This window comes from Nocardia albiluteola (genome assembly GCF_018860155.1).
Taxonomy (GTDB): domain Bacteria; phylum Actinomycetota; class Actinomycetes; order Mycobacteriales; family Mycobacteriaceae; genus Nocardia; species Nocardia albiluteola.
Genome location: NZ_JAHKNI010000018.1, coordinates 40389 through 56520, shown reverse-complemented (window position 1 = coordinate 56520; position 16132 = coordinate 40389). Strand labels below are relative to the sequence as shown.

The window sequence follows — 16132 nt, the reverse complement described above, 5'->3', positions numbered from 1 at the left end:
CGATGTAATCCCTTGGTATGACCTGGAATCGGACTGAGGTGTGATAGCCGCGCGCACCCCAGCCTACAGGTCGGGGCGCAGATCCGGGAGCACCCGTTCACCGAGGGTGGCCACCACCCGGAGAGCCACCTCCAAGGCCATCTTGTGTTCGTCGAGCGGCTGTGGCAGTAATTCGTCGACCTGCTGCATCCGGTACAGCACTGTGTTCTTGTGCACGCTCAGCGCTTCGGCGGCCTTGGCCATACTGCCTTGTTCGAGGTAGACCAGGGTGGTTTCGCGCAGTCGCGCGGTGGCCGCGCCTCGCTCCGCGAGGCCGCCCAGTTCGCGGCGCACCAATCGGGAGAGTGCGGCGATGTCGGCGGCCAGACAGCTGACGAGTTCGACATCGCGGTACAGGGTGACCGGCGCGGGCTCGGTCTCCGCGGCGATCCGGTAGGCCCGTAGGGCTTCCTGGTGGCTGACGCGGAACCCTTCCAGACCGGTCGCGGGGACCCCGGCGGCCAACTGAACGATCGGTTGATTCTGCTGAAATGCCTTCAGGTGAGCGATCTTCCGGAGATCGGGCGCTTCCGGTGTGGCCAGCCAGGCCCAGAGCATCCGGCCGCCGGCGGGCAGCATCAGCGGACGTGGAGCGCCGAGGGCGGTGGCGATGTCGACGGCAAGTGTCTCCAGCATCGCGCTCGAGTCTTCCTGGGGGCGGTCCAGAGTCCAGAGGATCAGGCCGGTCTGCTGGATGTAGAGGTTGTGCCCGAGTTGCCGTGTGCTGCGCTCGATATCGACCCTGTCCTCGTGCAGGATTGCCTCGACGAGCTCGCGCCTGCGGGTCAGCGCGGTGCTCGCTTGCCGCCGCAGCTCATTCAGAAAGGCCATTTCGGCGCGCTCGGTAGCACCGGATATGGTGCGGCTCAGGTGATCCCACTGTAGGTCCAGCACTACCGGCAACAACTCCGGATCGGTGATCTCACGAACGGCGGAGGTCATGATCTCGGCCCAGCTGATGCGCTGCAGGGTCCGGTAGCAGCGCTGCAGCAGTGCGATGTCGTAGCCGCGCTGGGCCAGTGCGCGGCCCAGGGCCTTGGCAGTGTTGGGCAGGTGGATATCGCCGGGACGCTCGTGCGGCCCCTGGCTGAAGTACGCGCCGACTCCGTCGTGCACGGCGACCCGAAGTTCCTGCCGAAGCGCGGCGTCGGATCCGATCTCCGGCACGTCGGCGGCGATGGCGTCGATCATCCGTCCGGACAGGGTGGTCAACTCCGGCTCGGCCACCTCACGGTCGGCGAAGGATTCGAACCAGGCTCTGGCCTCCGCAACCAGGTCACGGGGTTGACGCATATCGATTCTCCCGGCGTACGTCGATGTACAGATGGCAGCGGTGGCACACTACAGACTGCCGCGGCGGCACAATCGCGGCCGGTCACCTTGTGACTCACGGTACAAGCGTGCAGTTCCGCTATCGCCGCACACTGACCGGCATGAGCACTACGGACACCCTTTCACGGCTTTCACAGGCGAAGTCGCTGTGCGAGCTGTTCCAGCGCACCTGCGCGACTCGAGCCGGAGATCTCGCGCTGCGCACACTCGACGGCAAGACCGCGTTGACGTGGGGTGAGTACGGAGCTCGCGTGCGCCGGCTCGCGGCGGGGCTGGCGGCACTGGGTGTCGAGCACGGCGACACGGTCGCGATCATGCTCACCAACCGGCCCGAGTTCCACCTGGTCGACGCCGCCGCGTACCACCTGGGCGCGATCCCCTTCTCGGTCTACAACACCAACGCTCCAGCGCAGATCGCCTACCTGTTCGAGAATGCGGGCAATCGCGTCGTCGTCTGTGAAGAGCAGTTCCTCGCACGTGTGCTCGAAGCCAGAGCAGGTGGCCGGGTCGAGCACGTGATCTGCCTCGACGACGCCCCGGCGGGCACCATGACGCTCGCGGAACTCGAGGCCCTGGGCGATCCCGCGTTCGATTTCGAATCCCATTGGCGTGCGGTCGATGCCGATGACCCGATCACCATCATCTACACCTCCGGAACCACCGGGGCGCCGAAGGGCGTGGAGATGTCGCATCGCAATGCCATGTTCGGCACCGAGGCGATGCTGGGGATCCCGGAGTTCGCGGCGGGTTGCGGTGGGCGGGTCGTGTCCTATCTTCCCGATGCACACGCCATCAACCGGTGGATCGCCCACTACATGCCCGCCGTCACCGGCGCGGTGGTGTACACGGTGGCAGACAGCAAGAACCTCGCGGCCGCGCTGCCGGTGGCACGGCCGACGGTGTTCATCACCGTGCCGATGCTCTGGTACAAGATCGAGGCTGCGGTGTGTGCCGCACTCGCCGAGCAGACCGGTCCGCGCGGCGCGGTGACCGCATGGGCGCTCGACGTCGGTCGGCACAAGGTCGCCGCGGATCTCGCGGGCCGACCGATCTCGGTAACGCTGCGGCTGCGGCATGTGCTGGCCGAGCGCCTGGTGTTGGCGCGGCTGCGGGAACGAATCGGTCTGGACCGGACGAGTATTGCGTATACCGGCGCCGCGCCGATCACCCCGGAGACCCTGGAATTTCTTCTGGCGCTGGGGATTCCGGTGGCCGAGGCGTGGGGTATGTCCGAGATCGGCCTGGCGACGTCCAATCGTCCGGGTGCGCAGCGGGTGGGCACCGTCGGCACGGTGTTGAGCCGGGTCGAGATTCGCCTTCTCGAGGACGGTGAATTGGTGGTCCGCACCCCCGGATTGATGACGGGGTATCGCAACGACCCGGTCCGCACCGCCGAGGTCGTCGACGCGGACGGCTGGGTGCACACCGGCGATGTCGGAGTCATCGATGCCGGCGGTTACATCACTATCGTCGATCGCAAGAAGGAATTGATCATCAATTCCGCGGGCAAGAACATGTCGCCCACCAACATCGAGAGCACGATCCGTGCGGCGAGCCCGTTGGTCGGTTCCGTGGTGGCCATCGGCGACCGGCGCAAATATGTGACCGCGCTGATCACCCTCGAGCCCGAGGCGGCGGCTGTATTCGCCGCCGAGCACGGCGTCGAGGGGTCACCGCAGGTGCTGGCGGCCGATCCAGCCGTTCGACGACGGCTCGACGAGGCCGTAGCCGTCGCCAATGCGCGACTGTCACGGGTCGAGCAGGTGAAGGCCTACACCGTGCTGCCGGTCTTCTGGGCACCCGGCAGCGACGAGATCACTCCCACGATGAAGCTGCGCCGCGCCGTCATCGCGGAGAAATACGCGAGCGAGATCGATGCGCTCTACGCGCGCGGCCGGGCCTGAACACGCTGCCGCTCAGGCATTTCCCATCGTATGAACCGTCGCGCCGAAGCGACAGAACGGAAGAAAGAGAGCAATGACGACAGAAGCATTCGTGTACGACGCGATTCGTACCCCGCGAGGTCTGGGCAAGCCGACCGGCGGGCTGTACACGATCGCGCCGGTCGAGCTCGCCACCGGCCTGATCCGGGAACTGCTGCGGCGCAATGAGGGCATCGACGCGGACCGGATCGACGACGTGATCTTGGGCTGTGTCAGCGCGGTCGGCGAGCAGGGCTTCGGCATCGCCGAAATGGCGGTGCTGCGTGCGGGATTGGGCGAGACCGCGGTGGGCGTGCAGCTCAACCGGTACTGCGCTTCGGGCCTGGAAGCGGTGAACACCGCCGCCCAGAAGATCGCCTCGGGCTGGGAAGACCTCATCTTCGCCGGTGGCGTCGAATCCATGTCCCGGGTTCCGATGGGCTCCGACGGCGGCATGGTCGTCGCCTCGGATCCCAATGTCTACCAGCGCACTCCGATCATTCCGCAGGGGCCGGCCTCGGATCTGCTGGCCGCCAAGTACGGGTTCAGCCGGCCCGATCTCGACGCCTTCGCCGCGCGCTCGCACCAGAACGCAGCCCGAGCGTGGGCGGAAGGCCGGTTCAAGGGTTCGGTGGTGCCGGTCGCGGACCTCAACGGTGTCGTCGTGCTCGACCACGACGAGCTGATTCGCCCGGATGCCACCGTGGAGTCGCTGGGCGCGTTGAAGCCCGCGTTCGCGGCGATCGGTGAGCACGGCGGCTTCGACGCCGTCGCGTTGCAGCGCTACCACGAGCTCGAGCGTATCGAGCACGTGCACACCGCGGGCAATTCCTCGGGCATCGTGGACGGCGCGTCGCTGCTCGCCATCGGAAACGCCCGTGTCGGAGCGGAATTCGGGCTCACCCCGCGCGCTCGGATCGTGGTCACCGCGGTCACCGGATCCGATACGTCGATCGGATTCACCGGCCCCTACCCGGCCTGCCGCAAGGCGCTGGACAAGGCCGGACTGAGCATCAACGACATCGACCTGATCGAGGTCAACGAGGCGTTCGCGGCCGTGGTGCTGACTTTCGCGCAGCAGTTCGACATCGACGTGGACACCATCAACGTCAACGGTGGCGCCATCGCCATGGGGCACCCGCTCGGCGCGACCGGCGGCATGCTGCTCGGCACCGTCATCGACGAACTCGAGCGCACCGGCAAACGCTACGGCATGGTCACGCTCTGCGCGGTCGGCGGCATCGGCATCGCCACCATCGTCGAGCGCCTGAGCTGATCCGCCCGCACCAGAGAGGACTGGAAAGACAATGAGCGAGAACATCATCGGCTGGGAACTCGGTGCGGACGGCATCGTGGTGCTGACCGTGGACGACCCCTCCCAGACCGCCAACACCTGGAATGCCGCCTTCCGGCAGTCGCTGGCCGTCACCGTGGACCGGCTGGAGGCCGAACGTGACGACTACGTCGGCGTCGTCATCACCTCCGGCAAGGAAATCTTCAGCGCCGGAGCGGATCTCAAGGAGGTCGGGCCGCTGTTCCAGAGCGCGGACGCGGTGCAGATCGCCGCCTTCTTCGACGGGGCGAAGGCGCTGCTGCGCCGGCTGGAACGCCTGGGCAAGCCGGTCGTGACCGCCATCAACGGCACCGCGCTCGGCGGTGGCCTCGAACTCGCGCTGGCCACCCACCACCGAATTGCCGTGGATCGCTCAGGAATTCAGATCGGCTTGCCCGAGGTGACCCTCGGTGTGATTCCCGGCGCGGGCGGGGTGGTGCGGACCGTGCGCATGTTCGGCCTGGCGGGCGCGTTGACGAACGTGCTGCTGAAGGGCGCCAAATTCAGCCCGCGCAAGGCGCTCGCGGCGGGGCTGGTCGATGCGGTGGTCGGCACCGATGCCGAATTGCTGCCCGCCGCGCGGGCGTGGATCGCCGCCAACCCGGCTGCCGTACAGCCCTGGGACCGCAAGGGTTACACCCTCCCGGGCGGGCGCGCCACCGAGGCCGAGCTGTCGCAGCAGGTGCTGGCGCTGACGGCCTCCGTGTGCAAGCGGCTCAAGGGAGCCGATCTGCCGGCCCCGCGGAACCTGATCGCCGCCGCGGTCGAGGGCAGCCTCGTCGACTTCGCCGCGGCGTCCACGATCGAGACCCGATATGTGGTCGACCTGGCGATGAATCCGTTGACCGCCAACGGGATTCAGGCGTTCTTCGACCTGCAGCAGGTGAACCGGAACACCGATCGCCCCGCCGGGACGGCGCCCTTCCGTCCGAGCAAGGTGGCAGTGATCGGCGCGGGCATGATGGGCGCGGGTATCGCCTACGAATACGCCAAAGCCGGTGTGACCGTTGCCCTCGAGGATATTTCGCTGGAGGCCGCCGAACGCGGCAAAGCGTATTCGCGCACGCTCGTCGAGGCCGCGGTCGCCAAGGGCCGCTGGACCAAGCAGCGTGCCGACGATCTGCTCGCCCGCATCACCCCGACGGCCGACGACGCCGACCTCGCCGGTGCGGATCTGATGATCGAGGCCGTGTTCGAGGACCCCGAACTGAAGAAGAAGACCTACGGCCAGGTCGAGCCGGTCCTCGACGGCAACGCGCTGCTGGCGTCGAACACCTCGCAGATTCCGATCACCGGACTCGCCGAGGGAGTCACCCGGCCGGAGGCGTTCATCGGCATGCACTTCTCCTCGCCCGTGGACCGGATGCCGATGGTCGAGGTGGTCAAGGGCGCGCTCACCGACCGGGAAACGGTGTCGCGTGCTGTCGACGCGGTCCGGCTGATCAACAAGACGCCGATTGTGGTCAACGACGGCCGCGGCTTCTATCTGACGCGCCTGTTCATGGCGGCCACATTCGAGGCGTGCGAGATGGTGGCCGACGGCGTGCCCGCCACCTCCATTGAACAGGCGGCGCTGCAGAACGGCATGCAGACCCAGCCACTGCTGGTGCTCGACCAGGTGAGCCTGTCGCTGTCCCGGCAGATCATCGCCGACCGGGAGGCCGCAGCGGGTAGCGCGGACAGCCGCACCGCGGGCGAGGGTGTCGTGATCCGCATGGTCGACGAATTCGGGCGCCTGGGCCGTGCCGCCGGCGCGGGCTTCTACGACTACGCCGACGGCAAGCGCCTCGGGCTGTGGCCGGGACTGCGCGAGGCGTTCGGACCCGCTCGCGACATCCCGTTCCAGGATCTGCGCGACCGGTACCTGTTCCGGATCGCGCTGGAGGTCCTCGCCTGCCTCGAAGAAGGCATCGTCGAGTCCGCGACCATGGCCAACGTCGGGTCCGTGATGGGCGGCTTCCCGGCCGGCACCGGCGGGGCACTGTCGTTCGTCAACACCTACCCGGGCGGCCCCGCCGGGTTCGTTGCTCGCGCCCGCGAACTCGCCGAGGCGTACGGCCCCCGATTCACCCCGACCGCATCGCTGGTGGCCGCCGCCGATAGCGGCATCCCCGTCGGCCACTGAATCAAATACTCCCGCAACCAGATCGGACCATCATGAACGCATTCGTTCTCGACGAGGATCACCTCGTCTTCCGCGACAACATCCGCAAGTTCGCCCGCGAGAAGTTCATCCCCGGCCAGCTCGCCCGGGCGGCGAGCACCGAATACCCGCGCGCGGAGCTGCGCGAACTGGCCGACGCCGGCCTCACCGCGCTGGCCGTGCCCGAGGAACTCGGCGGCCAGGGCGCGGACCTGCTCGCCCTGGGGATCGCCGCCGAGGAGCTCGGCTACGCCTGCTCGACCATGGCGCTGGCGTACTTCTTCGTCAACGTGCAGACCAGCTTCCTGGCCGCACACGCCCCGGCGGCGGTGCGCGAGGAGTGGCTCCCCACATTGATCTCCGGCGAGGCCATCGGCTGCACCGCGCTCACCGAACCCGGCACCGGCTCCGACGCCTCCGCGTTGACCTGCCGCGCCGAGCGGGTCGAGGGCGGCTGGAAACTGTACGGGGAGAAGTCCTCCATCACCCAGGCCCCGCACGCCGACTTCGCCGCCGTCATCGCGCAAACCGAACCGGGCAAGCGCGCCAAGGGAATCGGCGCGTTCGCGGTCCCCCTGAACGATCCGACCATCGCCAGGCAGGCGTTCCACGACCCCGGCTGCAAGGCCATCGGCCGCGGCGCACTCACCTTCGACGGCACCTTCGTACCCGACTCTCACGTGATGATCGAACCGGGCGGCGGCTTCCACGGGATCATGCGCGAATTCGACCTCACCAGAACCCTGATCGGGCTCATGGTGATCGGCACCGCCCAGCGCGCCATCGACATGACCGTGGAATACACCAAGCAGCGCACCACCTTCGGGCAGCCGCTGGCGGTGAACCAGGGTGTGCAGTTCCCACTGGCCGAGCACAGCACCTACATCACCGCGGTCCGGGCGCTGGCCTACCAGACCCTCGGCCTGCGCATGGCCGGCGAGCCGCACACCGCCCAGGCGGCGATGCTCAAGTGGTGGGCGCCGCAGGTCGCGATGGCCGCCATCAACGACTGTGTCGTCCTACACGGCCACATCGGCTGGTCCGAGGAAATGCCGCTGCAGGCCATGCTGCGCGACGTGTCGGGCTACCAGATCGGTGACGGCACACCGCAAATCCAGAAGATGATCATCGCCCGCGACCTGTACGCCCGGTGACGACGACGCCGGCCTCGGTCGATACAGCCTGACCGACGAGGCTATCCGTGCGTTCGCGCAGCAATGGGATCCGCTGGCGATCCATGTCGGCGACGGCGAACATTTCGGCGGGGTGATCGCCAGCGGCCTGCACACTCTGTGCGTGTTCCAACGACTGGCCGTGGCCGGCGTCTACTCGCGATGGGCCGTCGTCGCCGGACGCGACATCAGGGGCATGACGCTGCCGAAACCGGTCCACCCCGGAGACACCCTGTCCGGCCGGGTCACGATCGTCGAGGTCGCGCCGACGTGGCGCGGGCGAGCGAGAGTCCGCGTCCAGGGGGACCTCGCCAACCAGCACGACGAGCGCGTCATGATCATCGAACTCGATGGCTACGTCCACAGCAGAGGCAACGCCGCTGTTGTGGACTGTGTGAAGAAGTGATCGCCCTGCTCCCTGGCGACCGTGAAATCGCCGCTAAAGTACCCGCGTACGCACTGGAGATCGACTCGTTCAGTGTTGTTCAGGCGGCGCGCCAATCGGACGGAGGCTGCATGACATACGCACTCGTTTTGCTGTTGGCCCTGCTCATCGGTGTGGTTGCGGGCCTGCGGGCGTTCACCGCACCCGGGGTGGTGGCCTGGGGCGCCCGGCTTGGCTGGTTGCCGGTGGCACACACCTGGGCCGGCTGGGTCGCGCACCTGGTCACCGCGATCGTGCTGACCATTCTGCTGGTGGTCGAGCTGATCACCGATCAACTACCTTCGACCCCGCCGCGGACGGTACCGTCGCAGTTCGGGGCCCGGATCATCACCGGCGCCTTTGCCGGTGCCGTCGTCGGTGCGGGATGGCACCACACCTTCGCGGCGCTGATATGCGGAGTGGTCGGCGCGGTCATCGGGACACTGGGCGGGTATCGTGCGCGGCGAGGGCTGGTCGAGCGGACCGGCGGCCGCGACCTTCCGGTGGCGCTGGCCGAAGACGTCCTCGCGGTGGGTGGCGGATTCGTCATCGTCGCTCTGGCCATGAATCTGTAGGGAGCCGAATGTCAACCGAGGCAACGCTGTTCGACGCCATCATCGTCGGAGCGGGCCAGGCCGGACCGCCCCTGGCCGGTCGGCTCGTGGATGCCGGGCAGACCGTCGCCGTGGTGGAGCGGAAGCTGGTCGGCGGTACCTGCGTGAACTCCGGCTGCATTCCCACCAAGACACTGGTGGCCAGTGCGCACGCCGCGCACCTGGCCCGTCGTAGCGCCGACTACGGCATCAGCACCGGTGCGGTCGTGGTCGACATGGCAAAGGTCAAGGGGCGCAAGGACGGCATCGTCACCGCCGACCGGGACGGTGTCGAGAACTGGCTCGACGGCATGGACCGCTGCACCCTGTTGCGTGGGCACGCCCGATTCATCGACCCCCACACACTGCAGGTCGGCGATCAAAGGATCACCGCTGAACGGATATTCCTCAACGTCGGCGGCCGGGCCTCGAGTCCCGATATCCCGGGGCTGGCCGACGTCGACTATCTGACCAATGTCGGCATCCTCGAACTCGATGTGGTGCCAACGCATCTGGTCATCATCGGGGGCAGCTACATCGGGCTGGAGTTCGCCCAGATGTACCGCCGGTTCGGCGCCGAGGTCACCGTGATCGAACGCGGAGCGCGCCTGGCACCCCGGGAGGACGACGACGTCTGCGCCGCTATCAAGGGCATCCTGGAGCGTGAAGGCATCACTATCCACCTGGGCGCCAACGATATTCGCGTCTCGCGGGACGGTGACGGTGTGGCCGTGACCACCCGTGCCGACGGCCCGGTAGTGACCGGATCACATCTTCTCCTTGCGGTCGGCCGGGTGCCCAATACCGACGAACTGGGTCTGGATCTGGCCGGAGTGGCCACCGACGCACGGGGTTTCATCACCGTTGACGATCAGCTCCGGACCAGCGTCGAGCACATCTGGGCGATGGGCGACTGCAACGGCAGGGGAGCGTTCACCCACACGTCCTACAACGACTTCGAGATCGTCACGGCCAACCTGCTCGACGGTGAACCCCGGCGCGTCAGCGACCGCATCCCCACCTACGCGCTGTACATCGACCCGCCACTCGGCCGCGCCGGCATGACCGAAGCCCAGGTGCGGGCAACGGGGCGAAAAGCCCTGGTGGGCAAGCGCCCGATGACCCGGGTCGGCCGCGCGGTCGAAAAGGGGGAGACCCAGGGCTTCATGAAGGTGGTGGTCGACGCCGAGACCCGCCAGATTCTCGGCGCCGCGATCCTGGGCGTCGGCGGCGACGAGGTGGTGCACTGCATCCTCGATCTGATGTCCGCAAAGGCGCCGTACACCACCATGACCCACACCGTGCACATCCATCCGACCGTCGCCGAGCTGGTGCCCACCATGCTCGAGGGGCTCGAGCCGCTGGAATAGCCCGCGTCACAGGCACAATTGGTTGCCATGTCCACCAAATTCTGTCAAACTCGCTCCAGCGGCAGCCACTCCGAGGGCCGGATAGAACCACCGGAAGGACGAGCGATGAACAACCCGATTGCAGACGCCGACCACACGACCGTCACGATCGCCGACTCGCCCGAGCATCGGCGCTACGAGATCCGTGTCGACGATGTCCTGGCCGGCTTCACCGCCTACATCGACCACGAAGACCAGCGGATCTTCTACCACACCGAAATCGATACACAGTTTTCCGGACGAGGGCTGGCCGGGCGCCTGGTAGCGGCCGCGCTCGCCGATGCGCGGTCCCTCGGTCGGCGGATCGTCCCGGTATGTCCGGTGGTGGCGGGCTTTCTGGCCAAACATCAGGAATTCGACGACATCGTCGATCCGGTGAACCCGCAGGCGCTAGCGGTCGTGGAACGGGAACGCGCGTGAAATCCGGCCGGGCCGACCCGGTTTCCCTGCGGCCGTGCCTCAACGCCCCCCTGGCTGGCGAACCGGGCGCCCGGCTGTAAGCGGGACAAGAGCCGGCTGTCGAAGCACGGTCAGCGCGGGGAAGGTCGTGTGGAAGATCAAACGAACAGGGCTGCGGAGTGATCCAGGTCGGGGATGCGTCACGACCTGGCGGTCCAGCTTCGGGTGGAGCGGGCGGCGAAGCGTCCGGAGACGACGATCGCGGCCAAAACGAACACCGCGGTGGCGAGCGTGGCCGGGCCGTGGCCGTGGACGACAAGAGCGGAGCAGATCGCCACGCCGGCGAACATGGCGGCGATCGGAATCAGACGTCGGCCCAGCTTGCTGTTGGTTCCGCCAGCGGCCACGCTGTCGGCCGCAATGCCGGTGAGCGTGAGTGTGAGGACCGTGGTGGTCAGGTCGGGGACGGCCAGGGCGCGGGCAGTCGCATTCTGCAGACCCAAGCCCGTGCCGAGGAACGTGATGAGGATCGCCAGCGACCAGCCGCGGTAGGGCTGACCGGTCGCCAGCGTCGTGATCCACGCCGCGGTGATCAGTATCAGTTCGGTCAGCGCGGCACCGTAGAGGTGGCGGCCCCGATGGGCGCCGAGGCGGCTGTGCAGGCGCCCGCCGGTCAGTGCGCCGATCAGGAAGGCCGCCACCGCCAGCAGCAGTGCCCACCAGAGGAAGCCGGGCGCGTGTGCGGCGGCGAAGCCTGCGAAGACGACGTTTCCGGTCCGGCGCCTCGCCAATTCTCGACTACGGCCAGCGAACTCCGCCCCTCCGAATGGGCCGAAAAAGCCTGAGATCAGGACATGCGGAGCCGGTCGGCGCCGGCATCGCGGCGGTCGCCGGTGTCACCGCCGATGGATCGGGCAGGAGTGTCGATCCAGGTTTGCGGTGTCGTAGGCTCGGCCCGTACTTCGGCCAACTGCTCGGATTGGAGTGTCATGACAAATTTCGTAGCTCTGGTGCTCGGTGCTAGTGGGCGGACCTGAATCGAATCGACGACGAAGGGAGTTACCGAGATGGCGGAGACGAATTCCACCACCGCGTGGCCGCAGCTGCGGGTGGCGGACTGGACCGATACCCGCGACACCCTCCACATGTGGACGCAGGTGGTGGGCAAGATCCGGCTCGCGCACGCTCCGTTGTTGAACCACTGGTGGCAGGTGACCCTCTATGTCAGCCCGCGCGGGCTGAGGACCTCGGGCATCCACTACGACGATCGGCTCTTCGATATCGAATTCGATTTCCTTGCACACCGATTGGTGATCCGCGCCGATAACGGCGATACCCGCAGCGTGGCGCTCGCGCCGAAATCGGTGGCGCAGTTCTACGCCGAAACCATGCAAGCCCTGGACGAATTGGGACTCGAGACCCGGATTCAGGGCCGCCCCAATGAAGTCGACCCGTCGATTCCCTTCGCCGAGGACACCCGGCACGCTTCCTACGATCCCCCGTCCGTGCAGGCGTTCTGGCGGCAGCTCGTGTATGCCGACCGCCTGCTCAACGAGTTCCGTTCCGGCTTTATTGGTAAATCCAGTCCGGTGCATTTCTATTGGGGTGCAATGGATCTGGCCTGTACTCGTTTCTCGGGAAGGACCGCGCCCGAACATGGCGGCGGTGCACCGCACTGTGCCGATTGGGTGATGGTGGAGGGCTATTCGCACGAACTCAGCAGCTGCGGATTCTGGCCCGGCGGCGGTGCGGAAGGCGCGTTCTACGCGTACTCCTATCCCGAACCCGACGGCTACCGCGAACGTCGGCTGCATGTGCCCGGCGCGACCTACGATGCCAACCTGGGTGAATTCGTCCTACCCTATGAGACGGTGCGTGCCGCGGAAGATCCGAACGCGCTGGTGACCGATTTCCTGCGCGAAACATATGAGGCCGCAGCCGAACTCGGCCACTGGGACCGAAACACGCTGGAATGCGATCCGCAGCGGTGGGCCCAGGAGCGAGCCGCGGCGCCCTGGTCCCTGCGCTGACCTCACAGGAACAGGATTTACGAACGATCGAGCTTCTCAGCGTGACCAGAGCGGCGATGGCGCTGGTGATCGGTGTTTCTTGGGCCTGCGTTGGTGACCTATTTGGCGTCGGTGACTACGGCGATCTGACGTATGAAGGTGTCTTCCACGGCGGAGTGGAGGAGGAAGTCGGCGACGTTTGCGCGAGAGGTTGACGGGAAGATCGGCAATTTCGTGACGTCTGCGAGCGCTACGGCGTTGTAGCGGGTGCTGTCACCGTTGTTCAATGCTCCGGGGTATTCGAGGGTCCATTTCAGATCGCTGGCCCTCAAGAGGACTTCCGATGCGGCTTTGTCCGCGTAGGTTTTCCGAAGCGCGGTGCGGAAAATGGGGCCGACGAGGAATGAGGCTTTGGCGAGGGAGTCGCCAACTCCGAACGCAGACAGGATGACGAAACGGTCAACGCCTGATGTTTTCGCGGATGCGATGACCGCGCGGACGGTGTCGGTGATCAGCGTGGGCGTCTCGCGGGCGTTCTTCACTCCGAGCGTGCTGATGATCGCGTCGTGGCCTCGGGCTGCCGTTGCGATCACGGTGGCGTCGGTGACGTCGCCGCCGACGATTCGAGCGCGCGGATCAACGGTGGCGTCGGCCCGCCGGACGAGGGCAGTGACCTGGTGTCCCTGGTCTAATGCCTTTTTCATGAACAGGACGCCGGTGCGACCGGTTGCTCCAAGAACAAGAAACTTCACGATACTTCGCTCTCTATCGAAGGATGAATGGGCGTGCTGGTGCGGCTGAGTGGCAGAGGCCGAGTCCCGCCCATGCTGTGTCGGACCCCCGCATGCCTCTGCCGGCAGCGGCCTCTGCGGCAACGGTCCGGCTCGTCTGAGCGCTGTGCACTGCGGCAATCAGCCGCCCATCACCAGAACATCGTCAGGGTCATCAACCAACTTAGTCAGCAAGCCTGACTAAGTCAAGGCGGAGTCGGGGTCTGTTGGCGCCCGCCGGTTGCGACGGCTCGGGGCCGGCAGGTATCGGTGCGGACGGCTCGGTGTGGCCGGGTCTACCGCGCGTAGGGGTCTGTGATCTCGCGGAGTTGATCCAGGATCTGCTGCAGCAGCGTGAAGTTGCGGGTGCCCAGGTATTCCTTCCACTCCGCGAGGATCTCGTCGCGTGTCGCCTTGGCTACCTCGACCGCCTGCCGGCCGCGTTGCTCGATCACGATCAGTCGGGCGCGGCCATCCGCGGGGTCTGGGATCCGGCGGACGTAGCCCAGATTTTCCAGCTGATCGACCATCGCACTGGCGCTCTGTTTGGTCATTTGCGCCTGGTCAGCGAGGTCCGTGAGGCGCGAACCGTCCTGGGCGACGCGCTGGAACACTCGGCATTGGGCGAGGGTCCAGTCGTCGAACCCGGCATCCTGGAGGGCTCGAAAAATCCGGTCCTCGGTGTACCGGTATGGGATGAACAGCGACGTCCCCAGATCAACCTGCTGCTCGTCGTCCATGCCGCTCCCAGCTCCATCGCCCGCCTGATCCCGCGAGGTTCACACCCTACGCCGCCGCCGATTCGACCGCGGCGGCGGCGCGTGCCGCGGAGCTGGCGCACGCTGCGTTCCGCAGGTGCCGCCCGCCCCTCGGTGGCCTCGTACCTGCCGCTGTTGCTATCGGTTCGGATGTATGACTATATTAGTAATGAAAACTGACTAATTCAGATGGCGGCGGTCGATCGAACAAAGGACCAGAACTCATGATTTTGATTACCGGAGCTACCGGCACTGTCGGTTCGGAAGTCATCACCGCGCTCCTGCCCACCCAGGCAGGTCACATGCGGGTACTCACCCGCAATCCTGGCGCGGTTTTCCCCGACGGCGCCCAGAAAGTCGTGGCCGATCTCGGTGACAGTGATCTGGCACCCGTGCTGGACGGTGTGCAGGCGGTGTTTTTGCTCACCGACGGGCTCCACATCGCCGCACACGATCACCGGCTCATAGCCGCGGCGCGGCGAGCGGGCGTGGAGCGGATCGTCAAGCTGTCCGTGCGCAATGTCGGACACGCCGCGACCGACCCGATCACCACCTTGCACCGGGCCGGTGAGGAGGCGATCCGTGACAGCGGCATCGGGTGGACGTTCCTGCGGCCCACCGCGTTCATGTCCAACGCGCTCAACTGGGCGGGAATGATCGCGGCCGATCAGGTCGTGTACGCCCCGTTCGCCGGTGGCCGGGCCGCTGTCGTCGACCCGGCGGACATCGCGGCGGTCGCCGCGGCCTGCCTCACCCAAGACGGCCACAATCACCGGGTCTACGAGCTCACCGGCCCCGAACCACTCGCCCCCTCCGACCAGGTCACAATTCTCAGCCACGTGCTGGGCCGCGACCTGCGCTACGCCGAAGCCGACCCGGCCGGCGCGCTCGCGGAGATGGTGTCCTATGGCATGCCCAAGGAGCTCGCGCACGCCGTCATCGAGCTCTTCCGCTCCACTGTGGAACCGTATAACTCCGAGCCGACAGGTGACATCACCGCAGTCACCGGTCGCCCGGCACGCAGCTTCACCGACTGGGCCCAGGCCCACCACAACGAGTTCCCCACTCCCGAAGCCGTCCAGAACGCCGCAACCATCGAGGAGTCACGGTGAGGACCTCCGGCCCCGGGGTCGACACCTACGAGATGGTTCTGATCCACCGCGTCATCCGGCGCGAGTTCGGCCAACTCCCCCGACTGTTTCGCTCCGCCGCCAACGACCGTGCACGATCACAGGTCATCGGCGCGCACGCCCGGGAGATGCTGGACTTCCTGCACACGCACCACACCGGCGAGGACGAACTGCTCTTTCCCTTGCTGCGCAAGCGAACCCCGCTCGACCCGGATCTGATGGACCGGATGGACGCACAGCACGCACAGGTCGACGACACCGTCACAGCCGTCAACGCGGAACTGCCGGTGTGGACAGCTACCGCGGACCCAGCCACCGGCGAGCAGATGGCCGCCCGCATCGAAGCCACGATGCCGACACTGATCGATCACCTGGCCGAGGAGGAGCAGAAGCTGCTCCCGGTCGTCTCGGTCACCCTGACGCAAAGCGAATGGGACGCACTCGGCAAGCACGGCATGAGCGCGATCCCGCTCACCCGGCGACTGGTCATCCTCGGCCACATCACCGAGGAAGCCGACGACGCGGAACGCCAGAGGTTCATGCAGGTGATACCCGCCCCAGCCCGTTTGGCCTACAAGCTGATCGGCCACCGCCAGTTCACCCGCGAAACCACCGCACTCCGCGGCTGACCCAGCTCGCCACCTGGCGTCACAGCCCAAACCCATCTTCTCTCCAGCGAGAGGTGCGACCACCATGACC

Annotated in this window: 16 protein-coding genes; 11 read left to right on the top strand and 5 right to left on the bottom strand. The window is 66.7% G+C overall.

The annotated features are described in order from the left end of the window. Nucleotides 1-63 precede the first annotated feature (63 nt). Nucleotides 64-1332: a PucR family transcriptional regulator gene (locus tag KO481_RS36585; RefSeq protein ID WP_215923118.1), complete on the bottom strand. Its 1269-nt coding sequence runs from the start codon at nt 1330-1332 to the stop codon at nt 64-66. A 140-nt stretch (nt 1333-1472) separates the two neighbouring features. On the opposite strand from KO481_RS36585, the gene KO481_RS36580 reads away from it, so the two are divergent. The 8 genes from KO481_RS36580 (at nt 1473) to KO481_RS36545 (ending at nt 10787) form a co-directional block, all read left to right on the top strand. Beyond that, a complete protein-coding gene (locus KO481_RS36580; protein ID WP_215923117.1) occupies nt 1473-3275 on the top strand; it encodes an AMP-dependent synthetase/ligase in 1803 nt (600 codons plus the stop codon). A 73-nt stretch (nt 3276-3348) separates the two neighbouring features. Further along, a complete protein-coding gene (locus tag KO481_RS36575; RefSeq protein ID WP_215923116.1) occupies nt 3349-4569 on the top strand; it encodes an acetyl-CoA C-acetyltransferase in 1221 nt (406 codons plus the stop codon). A gap of 31 nt (nt 4570-4600) precedes the next feature. Then, nucleotides 4601-6751, top strand: coding sequence for a 3-hydroxyacyl-CoA dehydrogenase NAD-binding domain-containing protein (locus tag KO481_RS36570; RefSeq protein ID WP_215923115.1), 2151 nt, complete (start codon nt 4601-4603; stop codon nt 6749-6751). A 32-nt stretch (nt 6752-6783) separates the two neighbouring features. Beyond that, nucleotides 6784-7923, top strand: a complete 1140-nt coding sequence (locus KO481_RS36565) for an acyl-CoA dehydrogenase family protein (RefSeq protein ID WP_215923114.1) — start codon at nt 6784-6786, stop codon at nt 7921-7923. Nucleotides 7924-7951: 28 nt separating this feature from the next. Next, nucleotides 7952-8347: a MaoC/PaaZ C-terminal domain-containing protein gene (locus KO481_RS36560; protein WP_215923183.1), complete on the top strand. Its 396-nt coding sequence runs from the start codon at nt 7952-7954 to the stop codon at nt 8345-8347. 110 nt (nt 8348-8457) lie between these two features. Then, nucleotides 8458-8940 (top strand): DUF4126 family protein, encoded by a 483-nt coding sequence (locus tag KO481_RS36555; RefSeq protein WP_215923113.1) that lies wholly within the window; start codon nt 8458-8460, stop codon nt 8938-8940. 8 nt (nt 8941-8948) lie between these two features. Next, nucleotides 8949-10328, top strand: a complete 1380-nt coding sequence (locus KO481_RS36550; RefSeq protein ID WP_215923112.1) for an FAD-containing oxidoreductase — start codon at nt 8949-8951, stop codon at nt 10326-10328. Nucleotides 10329-10433: 105 nt separating this feature from the next. Continuing rightward, complete coding sequence (locus KO481_RS36545) at nt 10434-10787, top strand: GNAT family N-acetyltransferase (protein ID WP_215923111.1); 354 nt, start codon at nt 10434-10436, stop codon at nt 10785-10787. 179 nt (nt 10788-10966) lie between these two features. Here the strand turns inward: KO481_RS36545 and KO481_RS36540 are convergent, their stop codons facing one another. Continuing rightward, a complete protein-coding gene (locus tag KO481_RS36540; protein WP_215923110.1) occupies nt 10967-11557 on the bottom strand; it encodes a YoaK family protein in 591 nt (196 codons plus the stop codon). Between the two features lie 56 nt (nt 11558-11613). Further along, nucleotides 11614-11757 (bottom strand): hypothetical protein, encoded by a 144-nt coding sequence (locus KO481_RS36535; RefSeq protein WP_215923109.1) that lies wholly within the window; start codon nt 11755-11757, stop codon nt 11614-11616. Between the two features lie 76 nt (nt 11758-11833). Between KO481_RS36535 and KO481_RS36530 the strand changes: the two genes are divergently transcribed. Next, nucleotides 11834-12796, top strand: coding sequence for a DUF5996 family protein (locus tag KO481_RS36530; protein WP_215923108.1), 963 nt, complete (start codon nt 11834-11836; stop codon nt 12794-12796). Between the two features lie 98 nt (nt 12797-12894). Here KO481_RS36530 and KO481_RS36525 read toward each other — a convergent pair whose 3' ends face one another. Together KO481_RS36525 and KO481_RS36520 are read right to left on the bottom strand one after the other, a co-directional pair. Further along, nucleotides 12895-13527, bottom strand: a complete 633-nt coding sequence (locus tag KO481_RS36525) for an NAD(P)-dependent oxidoreductase (protein ID WP_215923107.1) — start codon at nt 13525-13527, stop codon at nt 12895-12897. 314 nt (nt 13528-13841) lie between these two features. Further along, on the bottom strand, nt 13842-14285 hold the full coding sequence (locus KO481_RS36520; RefSeq protein WP_215923106.1) for a MarR family winged helix-turn-helix transcriptional regulator: 444 nt from the start codon (nt 14283-14285) through the stop codon (nt 13842-13844). Between the two features lie 242 nt (nt 14286-14527). Between KO481_RS36520 and KO481_RS36515 the strand changes: the two genes are divergently transcribed. Both KO481_RS36515 and KO481_RS36510 read left to right on the top strand, forming a co-directional pair. Beyond that, nucleotides 14528-15415 (top strand): NmrA family NAD(P)-binding protein, encoded by an 888-nt coding sequence (locus KO481_RS36515; protein ID WP_215923105.1) that lies wholly within the window; start codon nt 14528-14530, stop codon nt 15413-15415. Next, a complete protein-coding gene (locus KO481_RS36510) occupies nt 15412-16062 on the top strand; it encodes a hemerythrin domain-containing protein (protein WP_215923104.1) in 651 nt (216 codons plus the stop codon). Before KO481_RS36515 ends, KO481_RS36510 begins: the two co-directional genes overlap by 4 nt. Nucleotides 16063-16132 lie beyond the last annotated feature (70 nt).

Coding starts and splice junctions, on each gene's coding strand:
- KO481_RS36535 (WP_215923109.1), bottom strand. CDS start 11,757: ATGACACTCCAATCCGAGCAGTTGGCCGAAGTACGGGCCGAGCCTACG.
- KO481_RS36550 (WP_215923112.1), top strand. CDS start 8,949: ATGTCAACCGAGGCAACGCTGTTCGACGCCATCATCGTCGGAGCGGGC.
- KO481_RS36530 (WP_215923108.1), top strand. CDS start 11,834: ATGGCGGAGACGAATTCCACCACCGCGTGGCCGCAGCTGCGGGTGGCG.
- KO481_RS36555 (WP_215923113.1), top strand. CDS start 8,458: ATGACATACGCACTCGTTTTGCTGTTGGCCCTGCTCATCGGTGTGGTT.
- KO481_RS36585 (WP_215923118.1), bottom strand. CDS start 1,332: ATGCGTCAACCCCGTGACCTGGTTGCGGAGGCCAGAGCCTGGTTCGAA.
- KO481_RS36565 (WP_215923114.1), top strand. CDS start 6,784: ATGAACGCATTCGTTCTCGACGAGGATCACCTCGTCTTCCGCGACAAC.
- KO481_RS36570 (WP_215923115.1), top strand. CDS start 4,601: ATGAGCGAGAACATCATCGGCTGGGAACTCGGTGCGGACGGCATCGTG.
- KO481_RS36515 (WP_215923105.1), top strand. CDS start 14,528: ATGATTTTGATTACCGGAGCTACCGGCACTGTCGGTTCGGAAGTCATC.
- KO481_RS36580 (WP_215923117.1), top strand. CDS start 1,473: ATGAGCACTACGGACACCCTTTCACGGCTTTCACAGGCGAAGTCGCTG.
- KO481_RS36545 (WP_215923111.1), top strand. CDS start 10,434: ATGAACAACCCGATTGCAGACGCCGACCACACGACCGTCACGATCGCC.
- KO481_RS36575 (WP_215923116.1), top strand. CDS start 3,349: ATGACGACAGAAGCATTCGTGTACGACGCGATTCGTACCCCGCGAGGT.
- KO481_RS36520 (WP_215923106.1), bottom strand. CDS start 14,285: ATGGACGACGAGCAGCAGGTTGATCTGGGGACGTCGCTGTTCATCCCA.